The sequence below is a fragment of the Pelomonas sp. Root405 genome (genome assembly GCF_001425165.1).
Lineage (GTDB): Bacteria > Pseudomonadota > Gammaproteobacteria > Burkholderiales > Burkholderiaceae_C > Pelomonas.
Window position 1 is genome coordinate 45,396 of sequence record NZ_LMDU01000015.1, and the last position, 22,710, is coordinate 68,105.

Annotated in this window: 21 protein-coding genes and 1 tRNA gene; 8 read left to right on the top strand and 14 right to left on the bottom strand. The window is 66.6% G+C overall.

Features of this window, described 5'->3' with window-relative positions; all coding sequences use genetic code 11:
• Positions 1-26 precede the first annotated feature (26 nt).
• The 4 genes from ASC81_RS21790 to ASC81_RS21805 all read left to right on the top strand — a co-directional run bounded on the left by ASC81_RS21790 (position 27) and on the right by ASC81_RS21805 (position 3,357).
• Positions 27-482: a GNAT family N-acetyltransferase gene (locus ASC81_RS21790; RefSeq protein WP_056272030.1), complete on the top strand. Its 456-nt coding sequence runs from the start codon at positions 27-29 to the stop codon at positions 480-482.
• Positions 475-1,149, top strand: coding sequence for an alpha/beta hydrolase (locus ASC81_RS21795; RefSeq protein ID WP_056272033.1), 675 nt, complete (start codon positions 475-477; stop codon positions 1,147-1,149). The genes ASC81_RS21790 and ASC81_RS21795 overlap by 8 nt, the downstream gene beginning before the upstream one ends.
• A complete protein-coding gene (locus tag ASC81_RS21800) occupies positions 1,149-1,988 on the top strand; it encodes an ABC transporter substrate-binding protein (RefSeq protein WP_056272036.1) in 840 nt (279 codons plus the stop codon). Before ASC81_RS21795 ends, ASC81_RS21800 begins: the two co-directional genes overlap by 1 nt.
• 88 nt (positions 1,989-2,076) lie before the next feature.
• Complete coding sequence (locus tag ASC81_RS21805; RefSeq protein WP_056272037.1) at positions 2,077-3,357, top strand: hypothetical protein; 1,281 nt, start codon at positions 2,077-2,079, stop codon at positions 3,355-3,357.
• Here the strand turns inward: ASC81_RS21805 and ASC81_RS21810 are convergent.
• Positions 3,354-4,241, bottom strand: coding sequence for a LysR family transcriptional regulator (locus ASC81_RS21810; protein ID WP_056272040.1), 888 nt, complete (start codon positions 4,239-4,241; stop codon positions 3,354-3,356). The two genes, ASC81_RS21805 and ASC81_RS21810, sit on opposite strands and share 4 nt — an antisense overlap.
• 105 nt (positions 4,242-4,346) lie before the next feature.
• Here ASC81_RS21810 and ASC81_RS21815 point away from each other — a divergent pair, with 105 nt between their 5' ends.
• Positions 4,347-5,240: an MBL fold metallo-hydrolase gene (locus ASC81_RS21815; protein ID WP_056272043.1), complete on the top strand. Its 894-nt coding sequence runs from the start codon at positions 4,347-4,349 to the stop codon at positions 5,238-5,240.
• Positions 5,241-5,246: 6 nt separating this feature from the next.
• On the opposite strand, the gene ASC81_RS21820 is transcribed toward ASC81_RS21815, so the two are convergent.
• The 6 genes from ASC81_RS21820 to secA all read right to left on the bottom strand — a co-directional run bounded on the left by ASC81_RS21820 (position 5,247) and on the right by secA (position 13,625).
• On the bottom strand, positions 5,247-5,684 hold the full coding sequence (locus ASC81_RS21820; RefSeq protein WP_056272046.1) for a GNAT family N-acetyltransferase: 438 nt from the start codon (positions 5,682-5,684) through the stop codon (positions 5,247-5,249).
• A complete protein-coding gene (locus ASC81_RS21825; protein WP_056272049.1) occupies positions 5,681-7,810 on the bottom strand; it encodes a prolyl oligopeptidase family protein in 2,130 nt (709 codons plus the stop codon). Before ASC81_RS21825 ends, ASC81_RS21820 begins: the two co-directional genes overlap by 4 nt.
• A 288-nt stretch (positions 7,811-8,098) precedes the next feature.
• Positions 8,099-9,328 (bottom strand): bifunctional glutamate N-acetyltransferase/amino-acid acetyltransferase ArgJ, encoded by a 1,230-nt coding sequence (gene argJ, locus ASC81_RS21830; protein WP_056272052.1) that lies wholly within the window; start codon positions 9,326-9,328, stop codon positions 8,099-8,101.
• 98 nt (positions 9,329-9,426) lie between these two features.
• On the bottom strand, positions 9,427-10,113 hold the full coding sequence (locus ASC81_RS27165; RefSeq protein ID WP_056272054.1) for a PEP-CTERM sorting domain-containing protein: 687 nt from the start codon (positions 10,111-10,113) through the stop codon (positions 9,427-9,429).
• A gap of 35 nt (positions 10,114-10,148) precedes the next feature.
• On the bottom strand, positions 10,149-10,658 hold the full coding sequence (locus ASC81_RS27170; protein ID WP_056272057.1) for a hypothetical protein: 510 nt from the start codon (positions 10,656-10,658) through the stop codon (positions 10,149-10,151).
• Between the two features lie 222 nt (positions 10,659-10,880).
• The gene (gene secA / locus ASC81_RS21845; RefSeq protein WP_056272061.1) at positions 10,881-13,625 is read right to left on the bottom strand and encodes a preprotein translocase subunit SecA; all 2,745 of its coding nucleotides are present in this window, start codon (positions 13,623-13,625) and stop codon (positions 10,881-10,883) included.
• 171 nt (positions 13,626-13,796) lie between these two features.
• Between secA and ASC81_RS21850 the strand changes: the two genes are divergently transcribed.
• The gene (locus ASC81_RS21850) at positions 13,797-14,135 is read left to right on the top strand and encodes a hypothetical protein (protein ID WP_235533739.1); all 339 of its coding nucleotides are present in this window, start codon (positions 13,797-13,799) and stop codon (positions 14,133-14,135) included.
• Positions 14,136-14,168: 33 nt separating this feature from the next.
• Here ASC81_RS21850 and ASC81_RS21855 read toward each other — a convergent pair.
• The 6 genes from ASC81_RS21855 to petA form a co-directional block, all read right to left on the bottom strand.
• Positions 14,169-14,244 (bottom strand) — tRNA-Thr (locus ASC81_RS21855).
• 35 nt (positions 14,245-14,279) lie between these two features.
• A complete protein-coding gene (locus tag ASC81_RS21860; RefSeq protein ID WP_056272068.1) occupies positions 14,280-14,786 on the bottom strand; it encodes a ClpXP protease specificity-enhancing factor in 507 nt (168 codons plus the stop codon).
• 128 nt (positions 14,787-14,914) lie between these two features.
• On the bottom strand, positions 14,915-15,532 hold the full coding sequence (locus tag ASC81_RS21865) for a glutathione S-transferase N-terminal domain-containing protein (RefSeq protein ID WP_056272070.1): 618 nt from the start codon (positions 15,530-15,532) through the stop codon (positions 14,915-14,917).
• 139 nt (positions 15,533-15,671) lie between these two features.
• Positions 15,672-16,442, bottom strand: a complete 771-nt coding sequence (locus tag ASC81_RS21870) for a cytochrome c1 (protein WP_056272072.1) — start codon at positions 16,440-16,442, stop codon at positions 15,672-15,674.
• Between the two features lie 20 nt (positions 16,443-16,462).
• Positions 16,463-17,869, bottom strand: a complete 1,407-nt coding sequence (locus ASC81_RS21875) for a cytochrome bc complex cytochrome b subunit (RefSeq protein ID WP_056272075.1) — start codon at positions 17,867-17,869, stop codon at positions 16,463-16,465.
• An 18-nt stretch (positions 17,870-17,887) separates the two neighbouring features.
• Positions 17,888-18,484, bottom strand: a complete 597-nt coding sequence (gene petA, locus ASC81_RS21880) for a ubiquinol-cytochrome c reductase iron-sulfur subunit (RefSeq protein ID WP_056272077.1) — start codon at positions 18,482-18,484, stop codon at positions 17,888-17,890.
• A gap of 163 nt (positions 18,485-18,647) precedes the next feature.
• Between petA and mscL the strand changes: the two genes are divergently transcribed.
• Both mscL and ASC81_RS21890 read left to right on the top strand, forming a co-directional pair.
• On the top strand, positions 18,648-19,067 hold the full coding sequence (gene mscL, locus ASC81_RS21885) for a large conductance mechanosensitive channel protein MscL (protein WP_056272079.1): 420 nt from the start codon (positions 18,648-18,650) through the stop codon (positions 19,065-19,067).
• Between the two features lie 127 nt (positions 19,068-19,194).
• The gene (locus ASC81_RS21890) at positions 19,195-21,630 is read left to right on the top strand and encodes a DUF1631 family protein (protein ID WP_056272081.1); all 2,436 of its coding nucleotides are present in this window, start codon (positions 19,195-19,197) and stop codon (positions 21,628-21,630) included.
• Here the strand turns inward: ASC81_RS21890 and pdxA are convergent.
• Positions 21,627-22,652 (bottom strand): 4-hydroxythreonine-4-phosphate dehydrogenase PdxA, encoded by a 1,026-nt coding sequence (pdxA, locus tag ASC81_RS21895; RefSeq protein WP_056272519.1) that lies wholly within the window; start codon positions 22,650-22,652, stop codon positions 21,627-21,629. The two genes, ASC81_RS21890 and pdxA, sit on opposite strands and share 4 nt — an antisense overlap.
• Between the last annotated feature and the right edge of the window lie 58 nt (positions 22,653-22,710).

Below are 22,710 nucleotides of genomic sequence, written 5' to 3' on the forward strand. Positions count from 1 at the left end.
CCGCGGACTGTCGCGACAATGACGCCATGACGCTCAGACTTGCCACCCTCGACGACACCGCCGAACTCTGGCGCGTGCGCTATGCCGTCACCGAAAACAAGCTGACGCCCGGTCGCATCGGCGACGACGAGCTGCATGCCTATCTGCAGCACTACGGTCGCGGCTGGGTCATCGAGCAGGCACCCGCCCCGCAGCTGCGCATTGCCGGCTTTGCCATTGGCGACGCGCGTGACGGCAACATCTGGGCAATGTTTGTCGACCCCGCCGTCCATGGCCAGGGCCACGGACGCGCGCTGCACGACGTGATGGTGGACTGGCTGTTTGCGCAAGGCCTGACCCGCCTGCACCTGGGCACCCAGCCGGCTTCGCGCGCCGAGGCCTTCTACCGCCGCGCGGGCTGGACGCCCACGGACGAGGGCCTGGACGCCCATGGCGACAAGCGCTTCGAACTGACCCTTGAAAACTGGAACCGCCATGCTTGAAACCCATGTGATCGAAACCGGCCCCAACCCCGGCACAACGCTCATCGTGCTGCACGGGCTGGGCGCCGATGGCTTTGACTTCGTGCCCATTTGCGGCGAGCTGGACCTCAAGGCCCTCGGCGCGGTGCGCTATGTCTTCCCGCATGCGCCCGAGCGGCCGGTGACGATCAACAACGGCCATGTCATGCGGGCCTGGTACGACATCCTCGGCGCCGACCTCGTCAGGCGCGAGGACGAGGTCGGGCTGCGCGAATCGCAGCAGCAGCTCGCCGCCCTCATCGACCGCGAGCGCGAGCACGGCATGGCGGCGGAACGCATCGTCGTGATGGGCTTCTCGCAGGGCTGCGCCATGGCGCTGATGACGGCGCTGCGCTACCCGCAGCGCCTGGGCGGCGCGGTCGGCCTGTCGGGCTATGTGCCGCTGGCCGCCAACACGGCCGCAGAGCGCACGACGGCGAATGCCGATCTGCCCATCTTCATGGCCCACGGCCGGCAGGACGGCATCGTGCCCCTGGCGCGCGGCACCGCCAGCCGCGACGCGCTGCGCGCGCTCGGCCACGATGTGCAATGGCATGATTACGCGATGCCGCACTCCGTCTGCATGGAAGAGATCCAGGACCTCAACGCCTGGCTGCTGAAGGTGCTGGGGACGCCACCGGCCCTGTGATGAACGCCGCCGCCCTGGCCTTTGCCATCCGGCGCTTGCGCCGCCCGCTGGCGGCGCTGTTCGGCGCGATGCTGGGCAGCGTGGCGGTGGCCGACGGCGCCGGCATGTGCCTGAAGCGTCCCATCCGCTTTACCCACTATGAGTTCGGGCTGATCTATTCGGCCGGCCAGGGTGGCATTGATGACGACCTGCAAAAGGAGCTGGCACGGCGCAGCGGCTGCCGCTTCGAGACCATGCTGTGGCCGCGCGCGCGCACCTGGCAGGCCCTGCGCACCGGTGAGATCGACATGGCGGGGTCGGGCATCCCGACGCCGGAGCGCGACGCCTTCGCCTGGTTCTACCCCTACATCGTCGAAGACAACGTCGTGGTGCTGGGCACCCGCGTACCTGCCGACGTGCACAGCTTCGAGCAGTTCATTCGGCGGCCTGATCTGACCTTCGGCGGCGTCCGCTCCTACCGCTACAGCCCCTACTACGACCGCCATGTGGATGAGCTGATCGCCGCCAGGCGCCTGAAGGAGGCGACCGACCCCGGCGCGCTGTTCCGCATGTTCACGGTGCCGCGCTTCGACGCCTTCATCACCAGCCCCATCCTCTATCTCCACTACGTCAAGAAGCGCAATCTGCCCGCGCCTGCCCGCATCGAGGACTGGGACCCGGCTGGCGCGACGCCCAGCGGGCTGGTGCTGTCGAAGGCCTCCTTCACACCGGCGCAGGCACGCAAGTGGGGCGACCTGATGAACCAGATGCTCGCCGACGGCACCGTCGAGCGCATCGTGGTCAAGCACATGGGCGCCGAGCACGGCCCGGCCACGGTCTACCGCCCGAACGGGCACTGACAGCTGGGCGGCAGCGCGGAACTGGCCGCTTTTCCCGCGGCTTGTCGCACGTATCCGCCGGCTGCCAACGGGCATCATCGCCACGCGCATGGACCGTCTACCCGAACAAATCGTTGCCTGGCACAACCGCCACCCGCTGGCGCGGCGCATTGCCGTGGGCGACGTGCACACCATCGGCGTGGTGGCGCTGCCCTTCGTGCGCGCGTCGGCCGAGGCCGGCGGCCTGGTCGAGCCGGTACTGACCGATGCCGTAACCTTCGACGAGCTGGCCGCTGCGCCGCGCCAGTCGCGCCTGGCCGCCTGGCGGCAGCGCCTGCTCGGCATCGCCCGGCTGCTGGGGCGCAGGCCGCGCACGCAGTGGCGCGCCTTCAACGAGAAATTTTTGCCGGGCCTGAGCCCCGCTGGCGTCGAGCGCTTTGCGCTTGCCCATGGCTTTGTCGAGCCGCCCGCCACACCCGACACCCGGCCCTGGCGCGTCATCGTCATCGACGAAAGCATGGCCAGCGCCCACAGCGGCTGGCCGTTCGAGCTCTATCTGATGACAGCCGGCATCGACGTCGGCAGCGGCCGCACGCGCGTGCTGGCCGGACGCGGCATCCCGTCGGAAATCGCCGGGCGCCGGCTCTGGGATGCGCGCCGCGTGGGCGCCGCTGCCGCGGTAGTCGTGTTGTTGACGGCGGCCGGCGCCTGGGCGCTGTGGCCGCAACGAGCGGCGGCGCCATTGCCAGCACCGCCCTTGGCAGCTTCTGCAGCTTCGGCGGCTTCACCCATTGCGTCGGCGCCGCCCGGGCTTGCTTCCGCAATGCCCGCATCCGCGCCCGAACCCGCCCTCGCGGCCAGCGCGGCATCCGCCACCGTGGCCGGGGCGTCCGGCCCTGGCTCGGCCGCCAGCGAAACGGCGGCGGACGAGGCGCAGCCCGACATCCGCCCGCGCCTTGTGGAGCGCACGGACGGCATCAAGCGCCCTCCCCTGCGCTCAAGCAAGCCGGTCGACGCCGCAACGGAGAAGCCGGTCGACGCGTCTGCCCCAACGCCCGCCGCACCGCCTGCCGACAAGCCGGTGCCGGCAGCGAGCAAGCCCGAGCCGGTAGACCCGCGCCTGAGCGGCCTGGCGCAGTCCCCTGACAAGATCGTCGTGGCCCTTGTCGGCCCGCCTGTCAGCAAGGCCGACGCCGAAGCGCTGCTGAAGAAGATGCAGGCTGGCCTGGTGGGTGTGCACAGCAACCCGAGCGCCCTGCAGGCCGATGTCATCCAGACGCCCGAGGGCTGGCGCGCGACGGTATGGCCCTTCTCAAGCCGTGAGCAGGCACAGCTGATCAACGCGACGCTGGTGGCGCGCGGCCTCAGGACCAAGGCAGTCAACTTCTAAAGCTCAGCGCCGAAACGCTCGGCCAGGAAGTCCAGCAGCAGGCGCAGCGCCAGCGGCTGGTACTGACGCGACAGGTAGACGCCGTGGATGGCGTGCGTCTCGGGCTCGTAGCCGGGCAGCAGGCGCTGCAGGCGGCCCACACCCAGGTCCTCGTCAACCAGGTAGCTGGGCAGGATGGCCACCCCCGCGCCCGCCAGCACCGCGCGGTGCATGACACCAGCATCATTGCTTTGCAGCACCGACCGCACCGGCACACGCAGCCATTGGCCCGCATGCTGCAACGCGTAGTCGTTGCGGTTGACGTAGGCATGGGTGACACAGCGGTGCTGGCGCAGGTCGTCGGCATTGCGCAGTGGCGCTGCCTGGGCGAGATAGCCGGGCGCGGCGCACAGCACCGAACGGAAGTGCCCGAGCGGCCGGGCGACGAGGCTCGGGTCGAGCTGGTTGCTGATGCGCACGGCCAGGTCGATGCGCTCTTCGACGAGGTTGACGGCTCGCTCCAGCGCGACGAGTTCGACCTCGCAGTCAGGATGCAGCGCCAGGAACTCGGCCACCGCGGCTGCCAGCCGCGCCTGCGCAAGCGAGGCACTGGCCGTCACGCGCAGCCGGCCCCGTGGCGCCAGGCGCTGCTCCCCGGCGGCGGCTTCGGCCTCGCGGGCCAGCTCCAGCATCTGCTTGCAGCGCTGCAGCGCGCCGGCGCCCGCCTCGGTCAGGCTGACGCGCCGCGTCGTGCGCTGCAGCAGGCGCGCGCCCAGCCAGCGCTCCACGCTCTCCAGGTAGCGCGACACCATGGCGCGCGACATGTCGAGCACGTCGGCCGCCTGAGTCAGGCTGCCACGCTCGGCCACCTCGACGAAGACCTGCATCGCGATCAGGCGGTCCATGATTTGCTCGATTTGGTTGACAAACCAGAGACTCTATCGGCGTTTATCGATTGGATCAGCGCAAATAGAGTGCGTGCATTCCCACTCGATCTCCAAGGAATTGCCATGAATACGATCAAGACCCTGCGTCGCTTTGCCTTCCCGCTGGCCGCGCTCACGCTGGGCATCACCGACGCCGGCGCCCAGGCTGCCGCCCCGGCGCCGCTGACGCTGCAGGTCTATAACGCCGACGCCGCCAGCTTCCACGTGAACGCCGTGCTGGTCAGTGGGAAGACCGACGCCGTGCTGCTGGACACCGGCTTCACCCGGGCGGATGCGCTGCGCATTGCCGGCATGGTGCTGGACAGCAAGAAGACGCTGAAGACCATTTACATCAGCCAGGCCGACCCAGACTTCTATTTCGGCATCGGCCTGCTGAAGCAGTTCTTTCCGCAGGCACGCGTCGTCGCGACCGCGCCGACGCTGAAGAAGATCGAGGCCACGCTGCCGACCAAGCTGCAGGTCTGGGGCCCGCGCCTGGGCGCCAACGCGCCGCAAGCGGTGCCCCTGCCCGAGGCGCTGGCTGCGCCGGTCATCGAGCTGGAAGGCGAGAAGCTGGAGATCCGCGGCCTGGACGACAGCCAGCCGGGCCGCAGCTATGTGTGGATCCCGTCGCTGCGCACGATTGCCGGCGGCGTGAACGTGTTCGCCGGCCTGCATGTGTGGACGGCGGACTCACAGACGGCCCAGGAGCGCGCTGACTGGCGCGCCAAGCTGGGCACGATGGCCGCACTGCAGCCGCTGCGCGTCATCCCCGGCCACAGCCGCGCCGGTGCGCCGCAGGACGCGACGCAACTGCGCTGGACGCAGGACTACCTGGCCCGCTTCGAGACGGAGCTACCCAAGGCCGCCAACGCCGCCGGCCTGATCGGCGCCATGCAGCAGGCCTATCCGGATGCCGGTCTTGCCATCGCGCTGGACATCGGCGCCAAGGTCAACAAGGGCGAGATGAAGTGGTGAGCGGCGTCAACGCCTGATGACGAAAGCGCGCTTGTCGCCGCTGTCGAAGCCGCAGCGCTCGTAGAAGGCCCAGACCGCCGGGTCCTTGCGGCTGGTGGTCAGGACGACTTTGTAGGCGCTGGCCTCCCAGGCACTTTTGATGGCATGGCGTATGACAGCCTGGCCATGACCCTGGCCGCGGTGGTCGGCGTGGGTGACGACGTTCTCGATGACGCCGTAGCTGCTGCCGCCACGCGTCAGGTTGGGGATGACGGCGAGGTTGCAGCTGGCGATCAGGGCGTCACCGATGAAAAGGCCGAAGTGCCGCAGCCCGGGGTAGGCGAAGACGGCGCGCACCGCCTCTTGCGAGGGCGCTGCATCGCCGGCGTTCAGGTGCTCATAGAGCCCGATGAGGGCGTCGACATCGCCGACGCCCAGGTCGCGGATCGCGACCGCCTGGCTCACTTCACGTCCAGCTTCATCGTGTTCGCAATGAAGGCCAGGATGTCGCTGCGCTCCTCGATGATCTTGGAGGTCGGCTTGCCCGCACCGTGGCCGGCATTGGTCTCGATGCGGATCAGCTTGGGCGCGGGTCCCGTGTCGGCGGCCTGCAGCGTGGCCGCGTATTTGAAGCTGTGCGCCGGCACGACGCGATCGTCATGGTCGCCGGTCGTGATCATCACGGCCGGGTACTTGGCCCCGCTCTTGATGTTGTGCATGGGCGAGTAGGCGTAAAGCGCCTTGAACATCTCCGGGCTGTCCGCGCTGGTGCCGTAGTCCGTCGCCCAGGCCCAGCCGATGGTGAAGTTCTGGTAGCGCAGCATGTCGAGCACGCCGACCTGGGGCACTGCTGCTGCGAACAGGTCCGGGCGCTGGTTGGCCACAGCACCGACGAGCAGGCCGCCGTTGCTGCCGCCGTTGATGGCCAGCGTCGCCGGGCTGGCGACCTTGTTCTTGACCAGCCATTCGCCGGCGGCGATGAAGTCGTCGAAGACGTTCTGCTTCTTCAGCTTGGTGCCAGCGTCGTGCCAGGCCGAGCCGTATTCGCCGCCTCCGCGGATGGAGGCAATGACGTAGACGCCGCCCATCTTCAGCCAGCTGGCCGCCGTCACGCCGTAGGTCGGCGTGATGGAGATATCGAAGCCACCGTAGCCGTAGAGCAAGGTCGGGTTGCTGCCGTCCAGCTTCAGGCCCTTCTTGGCGGCAATGAAGATGGGGAAGCGCGTGCCGTCCTTGCTGGTGACAAACTCGCGGCGGGTCTCGAAGTCGTCGGCGTTGAAGGCGGTCTTGGGCTTCTTGAAGAGTTCGATCTTGCCGGTCTTCACGTCGTAGCGATGGATCTCGGACGGCGTGGTGAGGCTGGTGTAGGAGAAGAAGGTCTCCTTGTCGCCCCAACGGCCACCGAAGCCACTCGCCGTGCCGACGCCGGGCAGCTTGACCTCGGTCAGCTGCTTGCCGTCCGCGCCATGCACGCGCACCAGCGTCGCGGCGTCGTTCAGATAGCTCAGCAGGAAGCGGCCGCCCACGCCGGAGGCGCCGGTCATGGCGTCTGGCCCTTCGGCCACCAGCGTCTTCCAGCCGGCCGGCGCAGGGTTCTTCAGGTCGATGGCGACGAGCTTGCCGCGCGGTGCGCCCTTGTCGGTCTTGACGACCAGCTTGCCACCGGCCACGACGACGGGCGTGTACTGGGCGTCGAAGTCCAGCGTGATGGGCTGCGGCTTGCCGCCCGCAAACGCGCCCTTGGGCAGCGGCAGCACCATCAGGCCGTTCTTGCTGCCGGCGCTTTTCCACACGTTGATGAGCAGCAGCTGGCCGTCGTCCGACACATCGGCGCCGAAGCCCCACTCCTTGTCGTCACGGTTCTCGGCCACCAGCACGTCCTCGCTCTGCGAGGTGCCCAGGCGGTGGTAGTAGAGCTTCTGGAAGTAGTTGGCGCCGGTCAGCTTGGTGCCTTCCGCCGGCGCGTCATACCGTGAATAGAAGAAGCCCTTGCCGTCGGCCGTCCACGCAGCGGTGCTGAACTTGACCCAGTCGATCTTGTCGGCGAGATCCTGGCCGGTGGCTAGGTCGCGCACCTTCCAGACCTGCCAGTCGGAGCCGGCGCCAGCCGTGCCGTAGGCCAGCAGCTTGCCGTCGCGCGAGGGCACCAGGCCGGTCAGCGCCACGGTACCGTCCTTGGACAGCAGGTTGGGGTCAAGGGCGACGACCGGCGTGTCCTTCAAGGACTTGGCGGTGTAGATGACGTTCTGCTGCTGCAGGCCGTCGTTGCGGCTCCAGAAGTAGCGGCCGCCTTCGGTGAACGGGATGCCGAAGCGCTCGAAGTTGTAGAGCTCGGTATAGATGCGGCGCGCCGGCAGACGCTGCGGCATGGCTTCGAGGAACTTGTCGGTGACCTGGTTCTGGGCGATGACCCAGGCCTTGGTCTCGGCGCTGTTGTCGTCCTCCAGCCAGCGGTAGGGGTCGGCAACGGCCGTGCCGTGGTAGGCGTCGACCTGGTCGGCCTTGCGGGTGACGGGGTAGCTGAGCCCTTGAGCGTGTGCGCTTGTGGCGACGACGGCTGCAAGGGTGATGGCAGACAGGGTGAGCTTCATCGAGCGGTGTCCGGGTTTCGTGAAGCGCCGGATTGTCGATGCCATCGGCGCTGGGCGCCGATGGTCATGCGATGAAACCCCTGACAGCAGTAACCCCAAGCTTAGCGGAATCCATTCGAGCCTCCATGGCCGTCGTGCATCCCTGCGGGCCGAGCGCCGGGCCGCTCCCAAGCCGGCGCGCTCTGCGATGTGCTTGCAGCTCAATGCCGCAAGCATCGCCGTCCCCAAGGGGGACCGACTGGACCTGCCGGCGTTCAGCCGGTGCAGGGCCGGGCGAGGGGCTCCACTTCAGCTTCTGTAGTCGGCATTGATGGTGACGTAATCGTGGCTGAGGTCACAGGTCCAGACCGTGGCGCTGGCCGCGCCGCGGTTCAGGCCGATGCGAATGGTGATCTCGCTCTGCTTCATGACACGCTGGCCGTCTTCCTCGCGGTAGCTGGGCAGGCGGCCACCCTGGCGGACCACGGCGACGTCATCCAGGTCCAGGTCGATCAGCGCCTGGTCCAGGTCGCCGATGCCGGCATAGCCGACGGCGGCCAGGATGCGGCCCAGGTTGGGGTCGCTGGCGAAGAACGCCGTCTTGACCAACGGCGAGTGGGCAATGGCGTAGGCCGCCAGCTTGCACTCCACCTCATCGCGCCCGCCGTCCACGGTGATGGTGATGAACTTGGTGGCGCCTTCGCCGTCGCGGACGATGGCCTGGGCCAACTCCTGGGCCAGCGCGATCAGCGCCTCGCGCAGCGTGGACGCGTCGGCGCTGTCCAGCGAGGTGATCTCGGCATGCGTCGCCTTGCGGCTGGCGATGAGCATGAAGCAGTCGTTGGTCGACGTGTCGCCGTCGATGGTGATGCGGTTGAAGGAGGCGTCGGCGGCTTCCTTGACCAGCGGCTGCAACAGCGCCGGCGAAATATTGGCGTCAGTGGCGACGAAGCCCAGCATGGTCGCCATGTTGGGCCGGATCATGCCGGCGCCCTTGGAAATGCCGGTCAGCGTGACGGGCACGCCGCCGATGGCGATGCGGCGCGACGCGGCTTTGGGCAGGGTGTCCGTCGTCATGATGCCCGTGGCGGCGTCGCCCCAACCATCGTCACGCAGCGCAGCCAGGGCGCCCGGCAGGCCGGCGGCGATGCGATCGACGGGCAGCGTCTCCATGATGACGCCCGTTGAGAAGAGCAGCACCTGCTGAGGCGCGCAGCCGATGAGGCCGGCGAGCGCCTTGCAGGTCTCGCGCGCACGGGCCAGGCCGTCGGCACCGGTGCCGGCGTTGGCATTGCCGGTGTTGATCAGCAGCGCGCGGATGGCCGAGCCGCCGGCTAGGTGCTCACGGCAGACCTGCACGGGCGCGGCGCAGAAACGGTTGGTGGTGAAGACGCCGGCCACCGCCGCGCCCTCGTCGAGCGCGATGACGTTGAGGTCGCGCCGGTTGGCCTTGCGAACCCCTGCCATCGTCGAGCCGAGGCGCACCCCCGGCACGGGCAGAAGGGTGGCGGGATCGGGGGCGGAAAGATTGACAGGCATGGCGCGCTCGGAAGTCAGGGAAGCGCGGCGATTCTAAGAAGCGAAAAAGGCTCCCGAAGGAGCCTTTGCAAGGACGGGTGACGCGCGCGGTGCGCTGATCAGCGCGGCAGGCGGCGGCGGGCCACCAAGCCGACGATGCCCAGACCGGCAAGCAGCAGCGCATAGGTCTCGGGTTCGGGCACGGCGTTGATGGCCGTGGCGGTGACCAGGTCCTGCAGATTGGCGCTCGACAGGCGGGTCAGCGAGTACAGCGCCGGGCCGTTGTAGCTGGCTGCCGCGGTCATGAAGCTGTTGGCCAACGCCGCCACTTGGCCGCTGGTGGCGTCATTGCCGAGGATGTGGAAGCTGCCGTTGGCGGCGTCCAGCGTGCCACCCGTCTCCCGCATGATTTCCCAGATGGCGATCTGGAAGGCGGCCTTCTCGGTGTACGTGTTGAGTTGGCCGTACTCGGTCGAGAACAGGGCCTGGAGGCGCTGGGACTGCGTGGCGCTGAAGCTGTCGACGAAGTAGTCGCGGCTGAAGCCGGCGCGACCATTGGACTGGCTGGGCTCGATGCAGTAGGCAATGAAGCTGTCACCGCTGGCGACATAGCTGTAGTTGAGTGCGGTCGTGGCGTAGTTGCTGGTGACCGGTGTCGACGTCGACACGGTGGCGTCCTGCGTGCTGAGCTTGGTGCCAGCCATGTCGATGCCCTGCCACACGATTTGCACCGGCGTGGCCGCATGCGCCGGAGCCAGTGCCAGCGCGCCAAGGGCGATCAGGCTGGGAGCGAGAAATTGCTTCATGAAGTTCTTTCGGAATCTGTGTGGAGGCCGAGCGCTCAGACGGCGCGACGGCGCAGGCGGGCGAGGCCGGCGCCTGCAAGAGCCAGCGCCGCCAGGGCCAGGCTTTGCGGCTCGGGCAGTTGCATGTCGGCGTCGTAGCCGTTGCCGGCCTTGTCGGCGTAGCTGACGCCGGAAACGATCAACTCCCACTGGCCGGCGGCCACCTGGGTCGGTGACAGGGCCCATTGCTCGACGCCGTTCTCAGCGACATCCCAGTTGATGGCGATGGTCTGCGACCAGCCGATGTCATTTCCGCCGCGGCGCAGCAGCACCGATTGCACGTCGATCACCGGAATGCCACCCAGGGCAGCGCTGGTGAATAGCTGCCCACCAAGCCAACCGGACGAGACCAGCGTGAACGAATAGGTGTCACTGAAGGCGGTACCGAAGCCAGTGGCGTCCTGCAGGCTGTGGTTGCCGAAGCTCAGCGGACCCGGCGCGGCAGAAGCGGTGCCCGCGGCAAAGGCCAGACTCAAGGCGACAAAGGCTGCAGACAACGATTTCATACGCACTTTCAAGTTCTCTATCAGGATCTACCCGGGTTATCGGGCGTTGACTGCACTCTAGGGGGGTGCGCGCGGGCCGAGCACCCCTCAGGTATGTGGCTCAGGTCCTGCGATGTGCTCAAACGCACGGTTTTCCCCCCACATGGGTGGGCTGGCAGAGGCACCCCCCTGAATGAGAACGGGCCGGCAAAAGCCGGCCCGCGAGGCGTTCAAAAGCGACGTTCAGGCGAGCTTGCCGTGACAGAGCTTGAACTTCTTGCCGCTGCCACAGGGGCAGGGGTCATTGCGACCGACGTGGCCATAGTCGGCCAGCAGAGTGGCGGGATCGACTTCCTGGCTGACCGAGCCATCCTCGTTGGGATGCTGATAGGTCACGTTGGACACGGCCTCGGCGCGGCGCTCCAGGGCCGCAGCAGCCTGGTCGGCCTCTTCCTGACTCTGGATGCGCACATTGAGCAGCGTGCGCGTGACTTCCATCTTCACGAGGTCGAGCATCTGCGAGAACAGCTCGAAGGCTTCGCGCTTGTATTCCTGCTTGGGGTTCTTCTGGGCGTAACCGCGCAGGTGGATGCCCTGGCGCAGATAGTCCAGCGCCGCCAGGTGCTCGCGCCAGCGCTGGTCGATGCTCTGCAGCAGCACCATGCGCATGAAGGGGTTGAACTGCTCGATGCCGACGCGCTCGATCTTGCTCTGGAAGAGCTCATTGCCCGCCTTCACGACGGCCGCGACGATGTCCTCGTCGGTGATGGAGTCGCTGTTCTTGACCAGGCCGGTCACCGACAGATCGATCTGCCACTCGCTCTGCAGCACCTGCTCCAGGCCGGCGAGGTCCCACTGCTCCTCCAGGCTCTCGGCTGGCACGAAGGTGCGCACGACATCGGTCAGCGTCGACTCGCGCAGCGAGGCAATCTGGGCGACCAGCAGCTCGGCTTCGAGGATGTCGTTGCGCTGCTGATAGATGACCTTGCGCTGGTCGTTCGACACGTCGTCGTATTCGAGCAGCTGCTTGCGGATGTCGAAGTTGCGCGCCTCGACCTTGCGCTGGGCACCTTCGATGCTGCGCGTGACGATGCCGGCCTCGATGGCCTCGCCCTCGGGCATCTTCAGCCGGTCCATGATGGCGCGCACGCGCTCACCGGCAAAGATGCGCATCAGCTGGTCGTCCAGCGACAGGTAGAAGCGCGAGCTGCCCGGGTCGCCCTGGCGGCCGGCACGGCCGCGCAGCTGGTTGTCGATGCGACGGCTTTCATGGCGCTCGGTCGCGATGATGCGCAGGCCGCCCTCGGCCTTCACCTTGTCGTGCAGGCCTTGCCACTCGTCCTTGAGCTGCTGGATGCGGCGCGCCTTCTCGTCGGCGGGAATCGCGTCGTCGGCCTCGATGAACTTGACCTGGTTCTCGACGTTGCCGCCCAGCACGATGTCGGTGCCGCGGCCCGCCATGTTGGTCGCGATGGTGATGACGCCCGGGCGGCCGGCCTGGGCGACGATCTGCGCCTCCTTCTCGTGCTGCTTGGCATTCAGCACGTTGTGCGGCAGCTTGGCGGCTTGCAGCAGCTTGGAGATCAGCTCGGAGTTCTCGATGGACGTGGTGCCCACCAGCACCGGCTGGCCGCGCTCGTGGCAGGCGCGGATGTCCTCGATGACAGCGGCGAACTTTTCCTTGTCGGTCTTGTAGACCAGATCCAGCTCGTCCTTGCGGATGGTCGGCCGGTTGGGCGGAATGACGACCGTCTCCAGGCCATAAATCTCTTGGAATTCATAGGCCTCGGTGTCAGCCGTGCCCGTCATGCCGGACAGCTTGCCGTACATGCGGAAGTAGTTCTGGAAGGTGATGGAGGCCAGCGTCTGGTTCTCGGCCTGGATCTGCACGCCTTCCTTGGCTTCCACGGCCTGGTGCAGGCCGTCGCTCCAGCGGCGCCCGCTCATCAGGCGGCCAGTGAACTCGTCGACGATGATGACCTCGCCGTTCTGCACGACGTAGCTCTGGTCCTTGTGATAGACGTGGTGGGCCCGCAGCGCTGCATTGAGGTGATGCATGAGCGTGATGTTGGCCGCGTCGTACAGGCTGGCGCCCTCGGGGATCAGCCCGGCCTCGGCAAGCAGACGCTCGGCGACCTCATGGCCGTCTTCGGTGAGGTGGATCTGGTGGGACTTCTCGTCCACCGTGAAGTCGCCCGGCTCGATGACGCCTTCGCCGGTGCGCGGGTCCAGTTCGCCGATCTGCTTCTTCAGCTTCGGCACGACCGCGTTGATCCGCAGGTAGACGTCGGTGTGGTCGTCAGCCTGGCCCGAGATGATCAGCGGCGTGCGCGCTTCGTCGATGAGGATGGAGTCCACCTCGTCGACGATGGCGTAGGCGAGGCCGCGCTGCACGCGGTCCCGGGTCTCGTAGACCATGTTGTCGCGCAAATAGTCGAAGCCGTACTCGTTGTTGGTGCCGTAGGTGACGTCGGCGGCGTAGGCGGCCTGCTTCTCCTCACGCGGCATCTGCGGCAGGTTGATGCCGACCGACAGGCCGAGGAAGGTGTAGAGCTTGCCCATCCACTCGGCGTCGCGACGCGCGAGGTAGTCGTTGACCGTGACCACGTGGACGCCCTTGCCCGTCAACGCGTTCAGATAGACCGGCAGCGTCGCCATCAGCGTCTTGCCCTCGCCGGTGCGCATCTCGGCGACCTTGCCGGAATTGAGCACCATGCCGCCAATCAACTGCACATCGAAGTGGCGCATCTTCAGCGAGCGCTTGCTGCCCTCGCGGCAGACCGCGAACGCCTCGGGCAGGATGTCGTCGACCGTCTCACCCGCGGTGATCCGCTGCTTGAAGGCCACGGTCTGGGCACGCAGTTCGTCATCGCTCAGTGCCTCGTACTTCGGCTCCAGTGCATTGATCTGCTGCACGGTGCGGCGGTAGGTCTTGAGCAGGCGCTCGTTGCGGCTACCGAATAGCGAGGTGAGAAGCTTGGGCAACATGCTGCAAAGGGATAGGGCTGAGCGGGCACCGACGGGGCCGTCCCGGATCGGTGGAAGGCGCGAATCTTGGGTCGCGACGGGGCAATGCAAGAAGGGTTTGCCCGGCCGCGAAAAACGGAGCAGTTTAGCAGCGGGCCTTCGGCGGCCCGGTCGGCTGACTACACTGCGGCGATGTCGCCCCTGCCCCGCTACCTCGCGCCAAAAAGTGTTCGCGCCAGCGTGCCGGACCCGATGCCGGTCGCGCAAGCGCTGCGTGCTCACGCAGGGTTGGTGCAGTTGGGCGAGCGACTGGAGGCCTCGCGGCGTCGGCTGCGCACCATTGCCCCAGCCCTGCCCGGTAACCTGATGGCCAGCCTGCAACCCGGCCCGCTGGATGAAGAGGGCTGGAGCCTGCTGGTCGCCAATGCGGCCGTCGCTGCCAAGTTGCGCCACCTGCTGCCGCGCCTGGAGGCGCTGCTGGCGCAAGCGGGTCTGCCCGGGCGCATCCGCATCAAGCTGATGCAGAAATGAAAAATCCCACTGACTGAGGCAGTGGGATTTCGATGGTGCCGGCTATCGGATTCGAACTGATGACCTACCGCTTACAAGGCGGTTGCTCTACCAACTGAGCTAAGCCGGCGAAAAACAGGACGTGATTCTAGACGCAGTGCGCGGCTACTTCACGCGCTTGAGCGTCGGGCGCGGCGCACCACCCGGCGCGTCGGGCGGTGGCGTGTCGTCGCCCTCGTCATCGCTGACTTCACTGGCCAAGCGCAGGCCGCTGCGGCGCGGCTCCTGCGGCGCCGGCACGGGCAGCGGCGCGCCCTCGGCCAAGGGTTCGGGCGCCGGAAATGCCATGCCCTGCCCGTTCTCGCGGGCGTAGATGGCGACCACGTGATCCACCGGCACGAGGATCTCGCGCGCGACGCCACCGAAGCGCGCCTTGAACTGGATGAAGTCGTTACCGAGATCGAGTCCGCTGGTCGCATCGAAGCCGACGTTGAGCACGATCTCGTTGTTGGACACGTACTCCATCGGCACCTGCACCGAGCGGTCGACGTGGACCGCGATGTAGGGCGTGAAACCGTTGTCCGTGCACCAGTCGTGCAGCGCGCGGATTAGGTAAGGGCGGGTGGACGTGCCGTTGCCCGCACCGCCTTCGACTCCTTGCGATTTATCCATGTACGACAGTCAACCCGGTCAGGGCGCAATACGGTCAGTAGACCCAGCGGCCGCAAGCAGAACCGGCTTTGCCGGGCCACTGACGGCGCTCCCTTGAGAGGAAGCGCACAGCGCTTCGGGGTGGGCGTTCAGCGGCGCATCACCTTTTCCGAGGGCGTCAGCGCCTCGATGTAGGCCGGGCGGCTGAAGATGCGCTCGGCGTACTTCAAGAGCGGCAACGCGTTCTTGGACATGTCGATGCCGTAGTAGTCCAGGCGCCACAGCAGCGGAGCGATGGCGACATCAAGCATCGAGAAGTCGTCGCCCAGCATGTACTTGTTCTTCAGGAAGATCGGCGCGAGCTGGGTCAGGCGGTCGCGGATCTGCGAGCGGGCCTTTTCGAGCTGCTTGTCGGTCGCCTTGCTCGTCGTGCCGCGACCTTCGAGGATGTTCACGTGGGCGAACAGTTCCTTCTCGAAGTTCAGCAGGAATAGGCGCACGCGGGCGCGAGCGACCGGGTCACCGGGCATCAGCTGCGGGTGCGGGAAGCGCTCGTCGATGTACTCGTTGATGATGTGCGACTCATACAGGATGAGGTCACGCTCGACGAGGATCGGCACCTCGTTGTACGGGTTCATCAGCGCGATGTCTTCGGGCTTGGCGAACAGGTCAACGTCACGGATCTCGAAGTCCATGCCTTTCTCGAACAGCACGAAGCGGCAGCGGTGCGAGTAGGGGTCGGTGGTACCGGAGTAAAGGACCATCATGGCTTGGGCTCCCGAGGGGTCAGTCAATCGAAACGCGCGGCGGGCTGCCGCGCTTAAAAAGCAAACGCAGTGGGTGGCTGACGCTCGCCCCACTGCGTGGTTCGGCACCGCCCGCGGGGCAGCGCCGGGACTTGCAGGCTTACTTCACGTTCTTCCAGTAAGAGGCGTTCAGGCGCCAGGCGAACACGGTCAGGAAGCCGAGGAAGATCAGCACGATGACGCCGAGCCGGAAGCGCTGGCCCTGCGCGGGCTCGCCCATCCACTGCATGTAAGCGACAAGGTCAGCCACGGCTTCGTCGTACTGCCGCGAGGTCATGGTGCCGGGCGTCAGCTGCTCGTAGCCGGCGAAGGCATGGATCTTCTTGCTGGGATCGTGCGGGTCGGTGACGTCCTCGAACTTCGCGGCGCGCTGACCCTGCAATTCCCACATCACATGCGGCATGGCGACGCTCGGGAAGGCCAGGTTGTTCCAACCCGTGGCCTTGGTGTCGTCGCGGTAGAAGTTCCGCATGTAGGTGTAGAGATAGTCCGCACCAGAGCCCTTGCTGCCGTCGGCGCGCGAGCGTGCGATGACGGTCAGATCGGGCGGATTGGCACCGAACCAGTCCTTGGCGTCCTTGGGATCAAGGCTGACCTTCATGGTCTCGCCGACCTTGTCGGCGGCGAACAGCAGGTTGCTCTTGATGTCGGCCTCGGTCAGGCCGATATCGCGCATGCGGTTGTAGCGCATGAAGGCGGCCGAATGACAGTTCAGGCAGTAGTTGACGAACAGCTTGGCGCCGTTCTGCAGCGCTGCCATGTCCGACATCTTTTCCTTGGGGAACTTGTCCCACTCGATCCCGCCGCCGGCGGCTTGGGCATTGCCCATCAAGCCGAGGGTGGCCAACAGGATGGCGATCAGCTTTTTCATTGGTGTTGTTGCTCCGCGGCTCAGTGGGCGTGGAAGGTCACACGGTCGGGCACCGGCTTGGGCGTCCCGAGGCGGCTCCACCAGGGCATCAGCAGGAAGAAGCCGAAGTAGAACAGCGTGCCGATCTGCGCCACCAGCGTGCCCATGTCGCTGGGCGGCTGGATGCCGAGGTAGCCCAGAACCAGGAAGAACACGACGAAAACGGCATACAGGTACTTGTGCCATTCCGGGCGGTAGCGGATCGACTTGACCAAGCTGTGATCCAGCCAGGGCAGGAAGAACAGGATGACGACCGCACCGCCCATGACGACGACGCCCCAGAACTTCGCGTCAAAGACTTTCAGCAGGAAGATCAGCACGGCCGCAGCCACCAGCAGGGCGATCTTGGCCACGCCACCGAACTTGCCCTTGAGGAAGCTCACGATGGCCGCGAGGGCGATCACGCCGCACAGCACGTTGACCATGGTGTCGGTCGTCGCGCGCAGCATCGAGTAGTAGGGCGTGAAGTACCAGACCGGCGCGATGTGCGCAGGCGTCTTCAGCGGATCGGCCGGAATGAAGTTGTTGTACTCCAGGAAGTAGCCGCCCATCTCCGGTGCGAAGAAGATGATGGCGGTGAAGGCCATCAGGAAGATGCAGACGCCGTAGATGTCATGCACCGAATAGAACGGGTGGAACGGAATGCCGTCGAGCGGGATGCCGGTCTTCGGGTCCTTGTGCTTCTTGATCTCGACGCCATCGGGGTTGTTCGAGCCAACATCGTGCAGCGCCAGCAGGTGGGCAACCACCAGACCCAGCAGCACCAGCGGCACCGCGATGACGTGGAAGCTGAAGAAGCGGTTCAGCGTCGCATCGCCGACGACGTAGTCGCCACGAATCATCAGCGCCAGGTCTTCGCCGACGAACGGCACGGCGGCGAACAGGTTGACGATGACCTGGGCGCCCCAGTAGGACATTTGACCCCAGGGCAGCAGATAGCCCATGAAGGCCTCGGCCATCAGGCACAGGAAGATCGCGCAACCGAAGATCCAGACCAGCTCACGCGGCTTGCGATAGCTGCCGTAGATCAGGCCACGGAACATGTGCAGGTAGACGACCACGAAGAAGGCCGAGGCGCCCGTGCTGTGCATATAGCGGATCAGCCAGCCCCAGGGCACGTCGCGCATGATGTACTCGACCGACGCGAAGGCCAGCGCCGCGTCGGGCTTGTAGTGCATCACCAGGAAGATGCCGGTGACGATCTGGATCACCAGCACCAGCAGCGACAGCGAGCCGAAGATGTACCACCAGTTGAAGTTCTTCGGCGCGTAGTACTCCGACATGTGGACCTTGTAGGCGTCGAACGCGGTCGGAAACCGGTTCTCCAGCCAGGTCATCGTCTTCACGCCAACCGAGGCGCCTGCGGGAGCTTCTTTGAATTCAGCCATGTCTCGTCCCGTTTCCTGTTAGGCCTTCTTGTCCTCGCCGATCAGCAGCTTGGCGTCGGAGAGGTACATGTGGGGCGGCACTTCGAGGTTGTCGGGCGCGGGCTTGTTCTTGAAGACGCGGCCGGCCATGTCGAAAGTGGATCCATGGCAGGGGCACAAAAAGCCACCGTTCCAGTCATCCGGCAACGAGGGCTGGGCGCCGGTCGCAAACTTGTCGCTCGGTGAGCAACCCAGGTGCGAGCAAATGCCGACAGCGACGAAGTACTCCGGCTTGATCGACCGGTAGTCATTCTTGGCGTAATCCGGCGTCGGATAGGCCTTGCGGTCGGAGTTTGGATCCGCCAGCTGACCATCGAGCTTCTTGAGGGCTTCGAGCTGTTCGGGCGTCCGGCGCACGATCCAGACGGGCTTGCCGCGCCATTCGACAGTCAGCTTCTCGCCGGGCTTGATGCTCGAAATGTCGACCTCGACGGGCGCGCCGGCGGCTTTGGCGCGTTCACTGGGCGCGAAAGTGCTGACGAAAGGCACAGCGGTCGCAACGCCACCAACGGCACCGGCACAGCCGGTCGCAATCAACCAGGTGCGTTTGCCTTGGTCCACTTGCTGGTCACTCATGAGGGTCCTCTAAAGAGACTTCTGATCAGGGGCAGCCCAGGATTCTAGCGGACGCTTGTCAGAGGACGGAGCGACGCGGGCCAGCCACCGCAGGTTTACCCGCTTCAAGCGTCACCGACTTGGCGCCAACATCGGCCGAGTTATCTCAATCCAGGAGTTCTGCATGAGTTTTATTTCCGAGTTCAGGGAGTTTGCCGTCAAGGGCAATGTGGTCGACCTGGCGGTCGGCGTGATCATCGGCGGCGCCTTCGGCAAGATCGTCGACTCCCTGGTCGGGGACGTCATCATGCCGGTGGTGAGCAAGATCTTCGGCGGCCTCGACTTCAGCAACTACTTCATCCCGCTGGCCGGTCAGACGGCCACGACGCTGGTCGAAGCGAAGAAGGAGGGCGCGGTGCTCGCCTACGGCAGCTTTGTCACCGTGTCCTTGAATTTCATGATCCTGGCATTCGTCATCTTCCTGATGATCAAGCAGATCAATCGCCTGAAACGTGAACCGGCAGCAGCTGCAGCGGCCGAGCCGGCGGCCACCCCCGAGGACATCCAGCTGCTGCGCGAGATCCGGGATTCGCTGAAGCGCTAAGCTCCGCCCCGCCCCGCCGCCCGGTAAGCAATGGTTACCGGGCTTTTTTTTGCCACCAAGTTGGCAACCTGCTGAAAACCCGTGCTTGTGCCAAGCGCGATACTTTGGATGTAACCCTCCAACGTTGATGAACGCCCCAGAGATACGTCTGAATCCGCACCTCGAAGCTTCGCTGACCCGCATCCGGTTGGCGGGCGAGCAGGCGGGCGAGCGCTGCGCGGAGGGGTTGGGCTTGTCAGCGTTGTCGGCCGGCCAGATCAGGCGCCGCGATGCCCTGCTGGCGGCGCAATTCGTTTTCCGGCAGCAACAAGGCGTCTTCTCGCAGCGGTTTGTACAGAGCTTGCGCAAACAGGTGGCGGCCGAACAATCTGATACCAAGCCAGCGGCCGCACCAACGGCCAAAAAGGATTGGGGCGAGTTGTCGTTGATGGACGACGACCAGGTCAACAACCTCGTCGCCGCGGACCGCATCGGCTTGGCCATCGGTCATCACTGCGAGTGGGAACTGCGCGAGGTCGAGTCATACGTGGCCGGCATCCAGATCGGCGAGCGCAACCCACTGCGGCCCGAGCTCATTGGTCAGGGCTTGCTCGACGCCGTCCAGACCATTACCGACGATCCGCAGACCCGGCAGACCCTGACCGACGAGCTGACCCGCGCGCTGGCTCAGGAAATGCGCGGCTGCTATGCCGATATCGCGGAGCTGCTGCGTTCGCGCGGCCTGCGCCCGCAGGATCTGCGCGTGCGCGCCAAGCAGGACGGCGCCGCCTCGCGCCTGGGTGGCCTCGGCGGCGCCACCGAGCCGGGCGGGTTGGACTCCAGCCACGGCGGCATGTCGACGCGTGGCGGCTACGGTGGCTATGGCGGCTCAGGTCATGGCGGCCTGGGCCAAAGTGGCGGCCAGAGTAGCCGCGGCAGCGGCTTCGGAAGCACAGGCGGTGGCGGTTTTGGCGGTCGAGGCGGCGGTCCAGGCGGTGGTGGCACGGGCGGCCTTGGCCGTGTCGACCCGCAGATGATGGAGCTGCTGCGCCGACTTGCTCAGGCTCCGGGCGCCTACGACGGCGGTGGCGGCTACGACGGCGGCCATTCCAGCCGCATGGGACTGGACACCCTCAGCGGCGAGCCGAGCGCCTGGGGCCAGATGCCGCTGCCGACCAACCTGATCAGCCTGCACCGCGACGAGCTGCGCCAGGCTTCGACGGGCCGGCTGGACCACATGGTCATCGACGTCGTCGGCAGCCTGTTCGACCAGATTCTGTCCGATCCCAAGGTGCCGCCGCAGATGGCGCGCCTGCTCGCCCGCCTGCAGTTGCCGGTGCTGCGTGTGGCACTCGGGGACGAGACCTTTTTCTCGTCGCGCCGGCATCCGGTGCGCCAGTTCGTCAACCGCATGGCCTCACTGGCCTGCGCCTTTGAAGATTTCAGTGACGACCCCGGCCGCTCCTTCCTCGCCCACGTGCGCGACCTGGTGCAGGACGTGGCGAGCGGCGACTTCGACCGCATGGACGTGTACACGGCCAAGCTCGACGAACTCGAGACCTTCATCGCCGAGCAGACCCGCAACACGCTGAAGGCAGCGGGCGACGCTGCCGCCGTCGTCGAGCGTCGCGAGACCGACCTGCGCCTGCAGCAGCGCTATTCGCTGTTGCTGCAGCAGCAGCTGGCCAAGGTGCCGATGCAGGACTTCCTGCGCATCTTCCTGGCCCAGGTCTGGAGCCAGGCCATCGTGCTGGCCTCACGCGAAGGCGCTCCAGAGCGCGCGCTGCGCCTGCGCCAGCTCGGCCGCAGCCTGGTCATGAGCGTGCAGCCTAAGGGCGGTACCGCCGCACGGGCCGACTTCCTGCGCGAGCTACCGAATCTGATGCGCACCCTCAACGAGGGGTTGGACCTGATCCGCTGGCCAGACGCGCCGCGCAAGGATTTCTTCGGCGCGCTGCTGCCCGCACATGCCGAGTCTCTGAAAGGCCAGGCGCCCAGCCCGCTTGACACCAATCTGCTGGTCAAGCAGCTCGACCAGATCTTCGGCGTGGCCCCTCCTGCCGAGGTCGACCTGGCCAAGCCGATTGCCGGCGAGACCGCGCCCGGCGAACTCGACGCCAGCCAGCGGCTGACGCCGGCCGAAGCCAAGAGCCTGGGCCTGGTGGAGGAATCGGGCGTCGACTGGAACGGCGAACTCGACCTTGACCTGTCCGGCAATGACGCTCAGGCGGCCGCCGAGCCGCTGCAGGCGGTAGACATCTCCATCGATGGTCTGCCGGCCGCAGAGAGCGCTGTCGAGGCGAGCAGCGGCGCCCTGCTGCTGGAGACCATGGAACTCGGCTTCGCCTACCAGATGCACACCGGCGAGCACTGGCAGAAGGTGCGCCTGGCCCACGTCAGCGCCGGCCGCAGCTTCTTCATCTTCACGCATGGCAACCGCCACCAGGAGACGGTCACGATGACGGCTCGCATGCTGAGGAAGCTCTGCGAGGCCGGCCGCATGCGCGCCTTTGAGCCCGCTCATCTGCTTGAGCGCGCGACCGCGCGCGCCCGCGCACAGCTCGCCGCCCTCGGCGGCCGCTAGGCGGCCAAACGGCGTGCCATTGCGAGTGCCGCCGCAAGGCTGGCCGGGTCCGCGACGCCGCGGCCAGCGATATCGAAAGCCGTGCCGTGGTCAGGGCTCGTGCGCACGAAGGGCAGGCCCAGCGTCACGTTGACGCCCTGCTCCACGCCGAGGTATTTCACCGGGATCAGCCCGTGGTCGTGGGTCATCGCGACGACGACATCGAACTCACCGCGGCGAGCCCGCATGAAGACGGTGTCCGGTGCGAATGGACCGCTGGCATCCATTCCGGCGGCCCGCGCATCGGCGATGGCCGGCGCGATATGCCGGATCTCCTCGTCGCCGAACAGCCCACCTTCGCCCGCATGCGGATTCAGCCCGGCCACCGCGATACGCGGCATCACAAAGCCCATGCGCTTGAGCGCCGCGTCGGTGATGCACAGCGTCTCCAGCACGGCCTCGCGCGTCACGCGAGCTATGGCGTCGCGCAGCGAGCAGTGGATGGTCACGAGAACCGTGCGCAGCTCCTCGTTGGCCAGCATCATGCGCACGGGCGGCACCTCGCCATCGGCGCCAGCCAGGGCCTGCAGCATTTCGGTGTGGCCGGGAAACACCGAGCCCGCGGCATGCAGCGCCTCCTTGTGGATGGGCGCCGTGACCAGACCGCAGGCGCGGCCGGCCTGGATCAAGGCGACGGCCGCCTCGATGCAAACCACCGCAGCCGCACCAGCGCGGGCATCGACACGGCCCAGCGGCGCGTCGGTCAGCCGGGACGGCAGCGCCGACGGCTGCCAGACCGGCAGGCAGCGCGGCGGCACGCGGCCTAACTCCTCAGGCCCATGCAACTCGGCGACGGCCAGCCCGCCGCCGATGACCTCGACAGCGCGCCTCATGACGGCGACATCAGCCACAACCAAGGCATCTTGCGGCGCCTCGCGCTGCCAGAGCCTGGCAATGATCTCCGGCCCGATGCCACAGGCATCGCCCATGCTGACGAGGATGGCGCGACCGAGCGGGCCGTCTAGGGAGTTGTCCGGGGTCATGCGCCATTCTTTCATCACGTGCTGCGGCGCACTGGCAGACTGCCGGCCGGCCCATCAA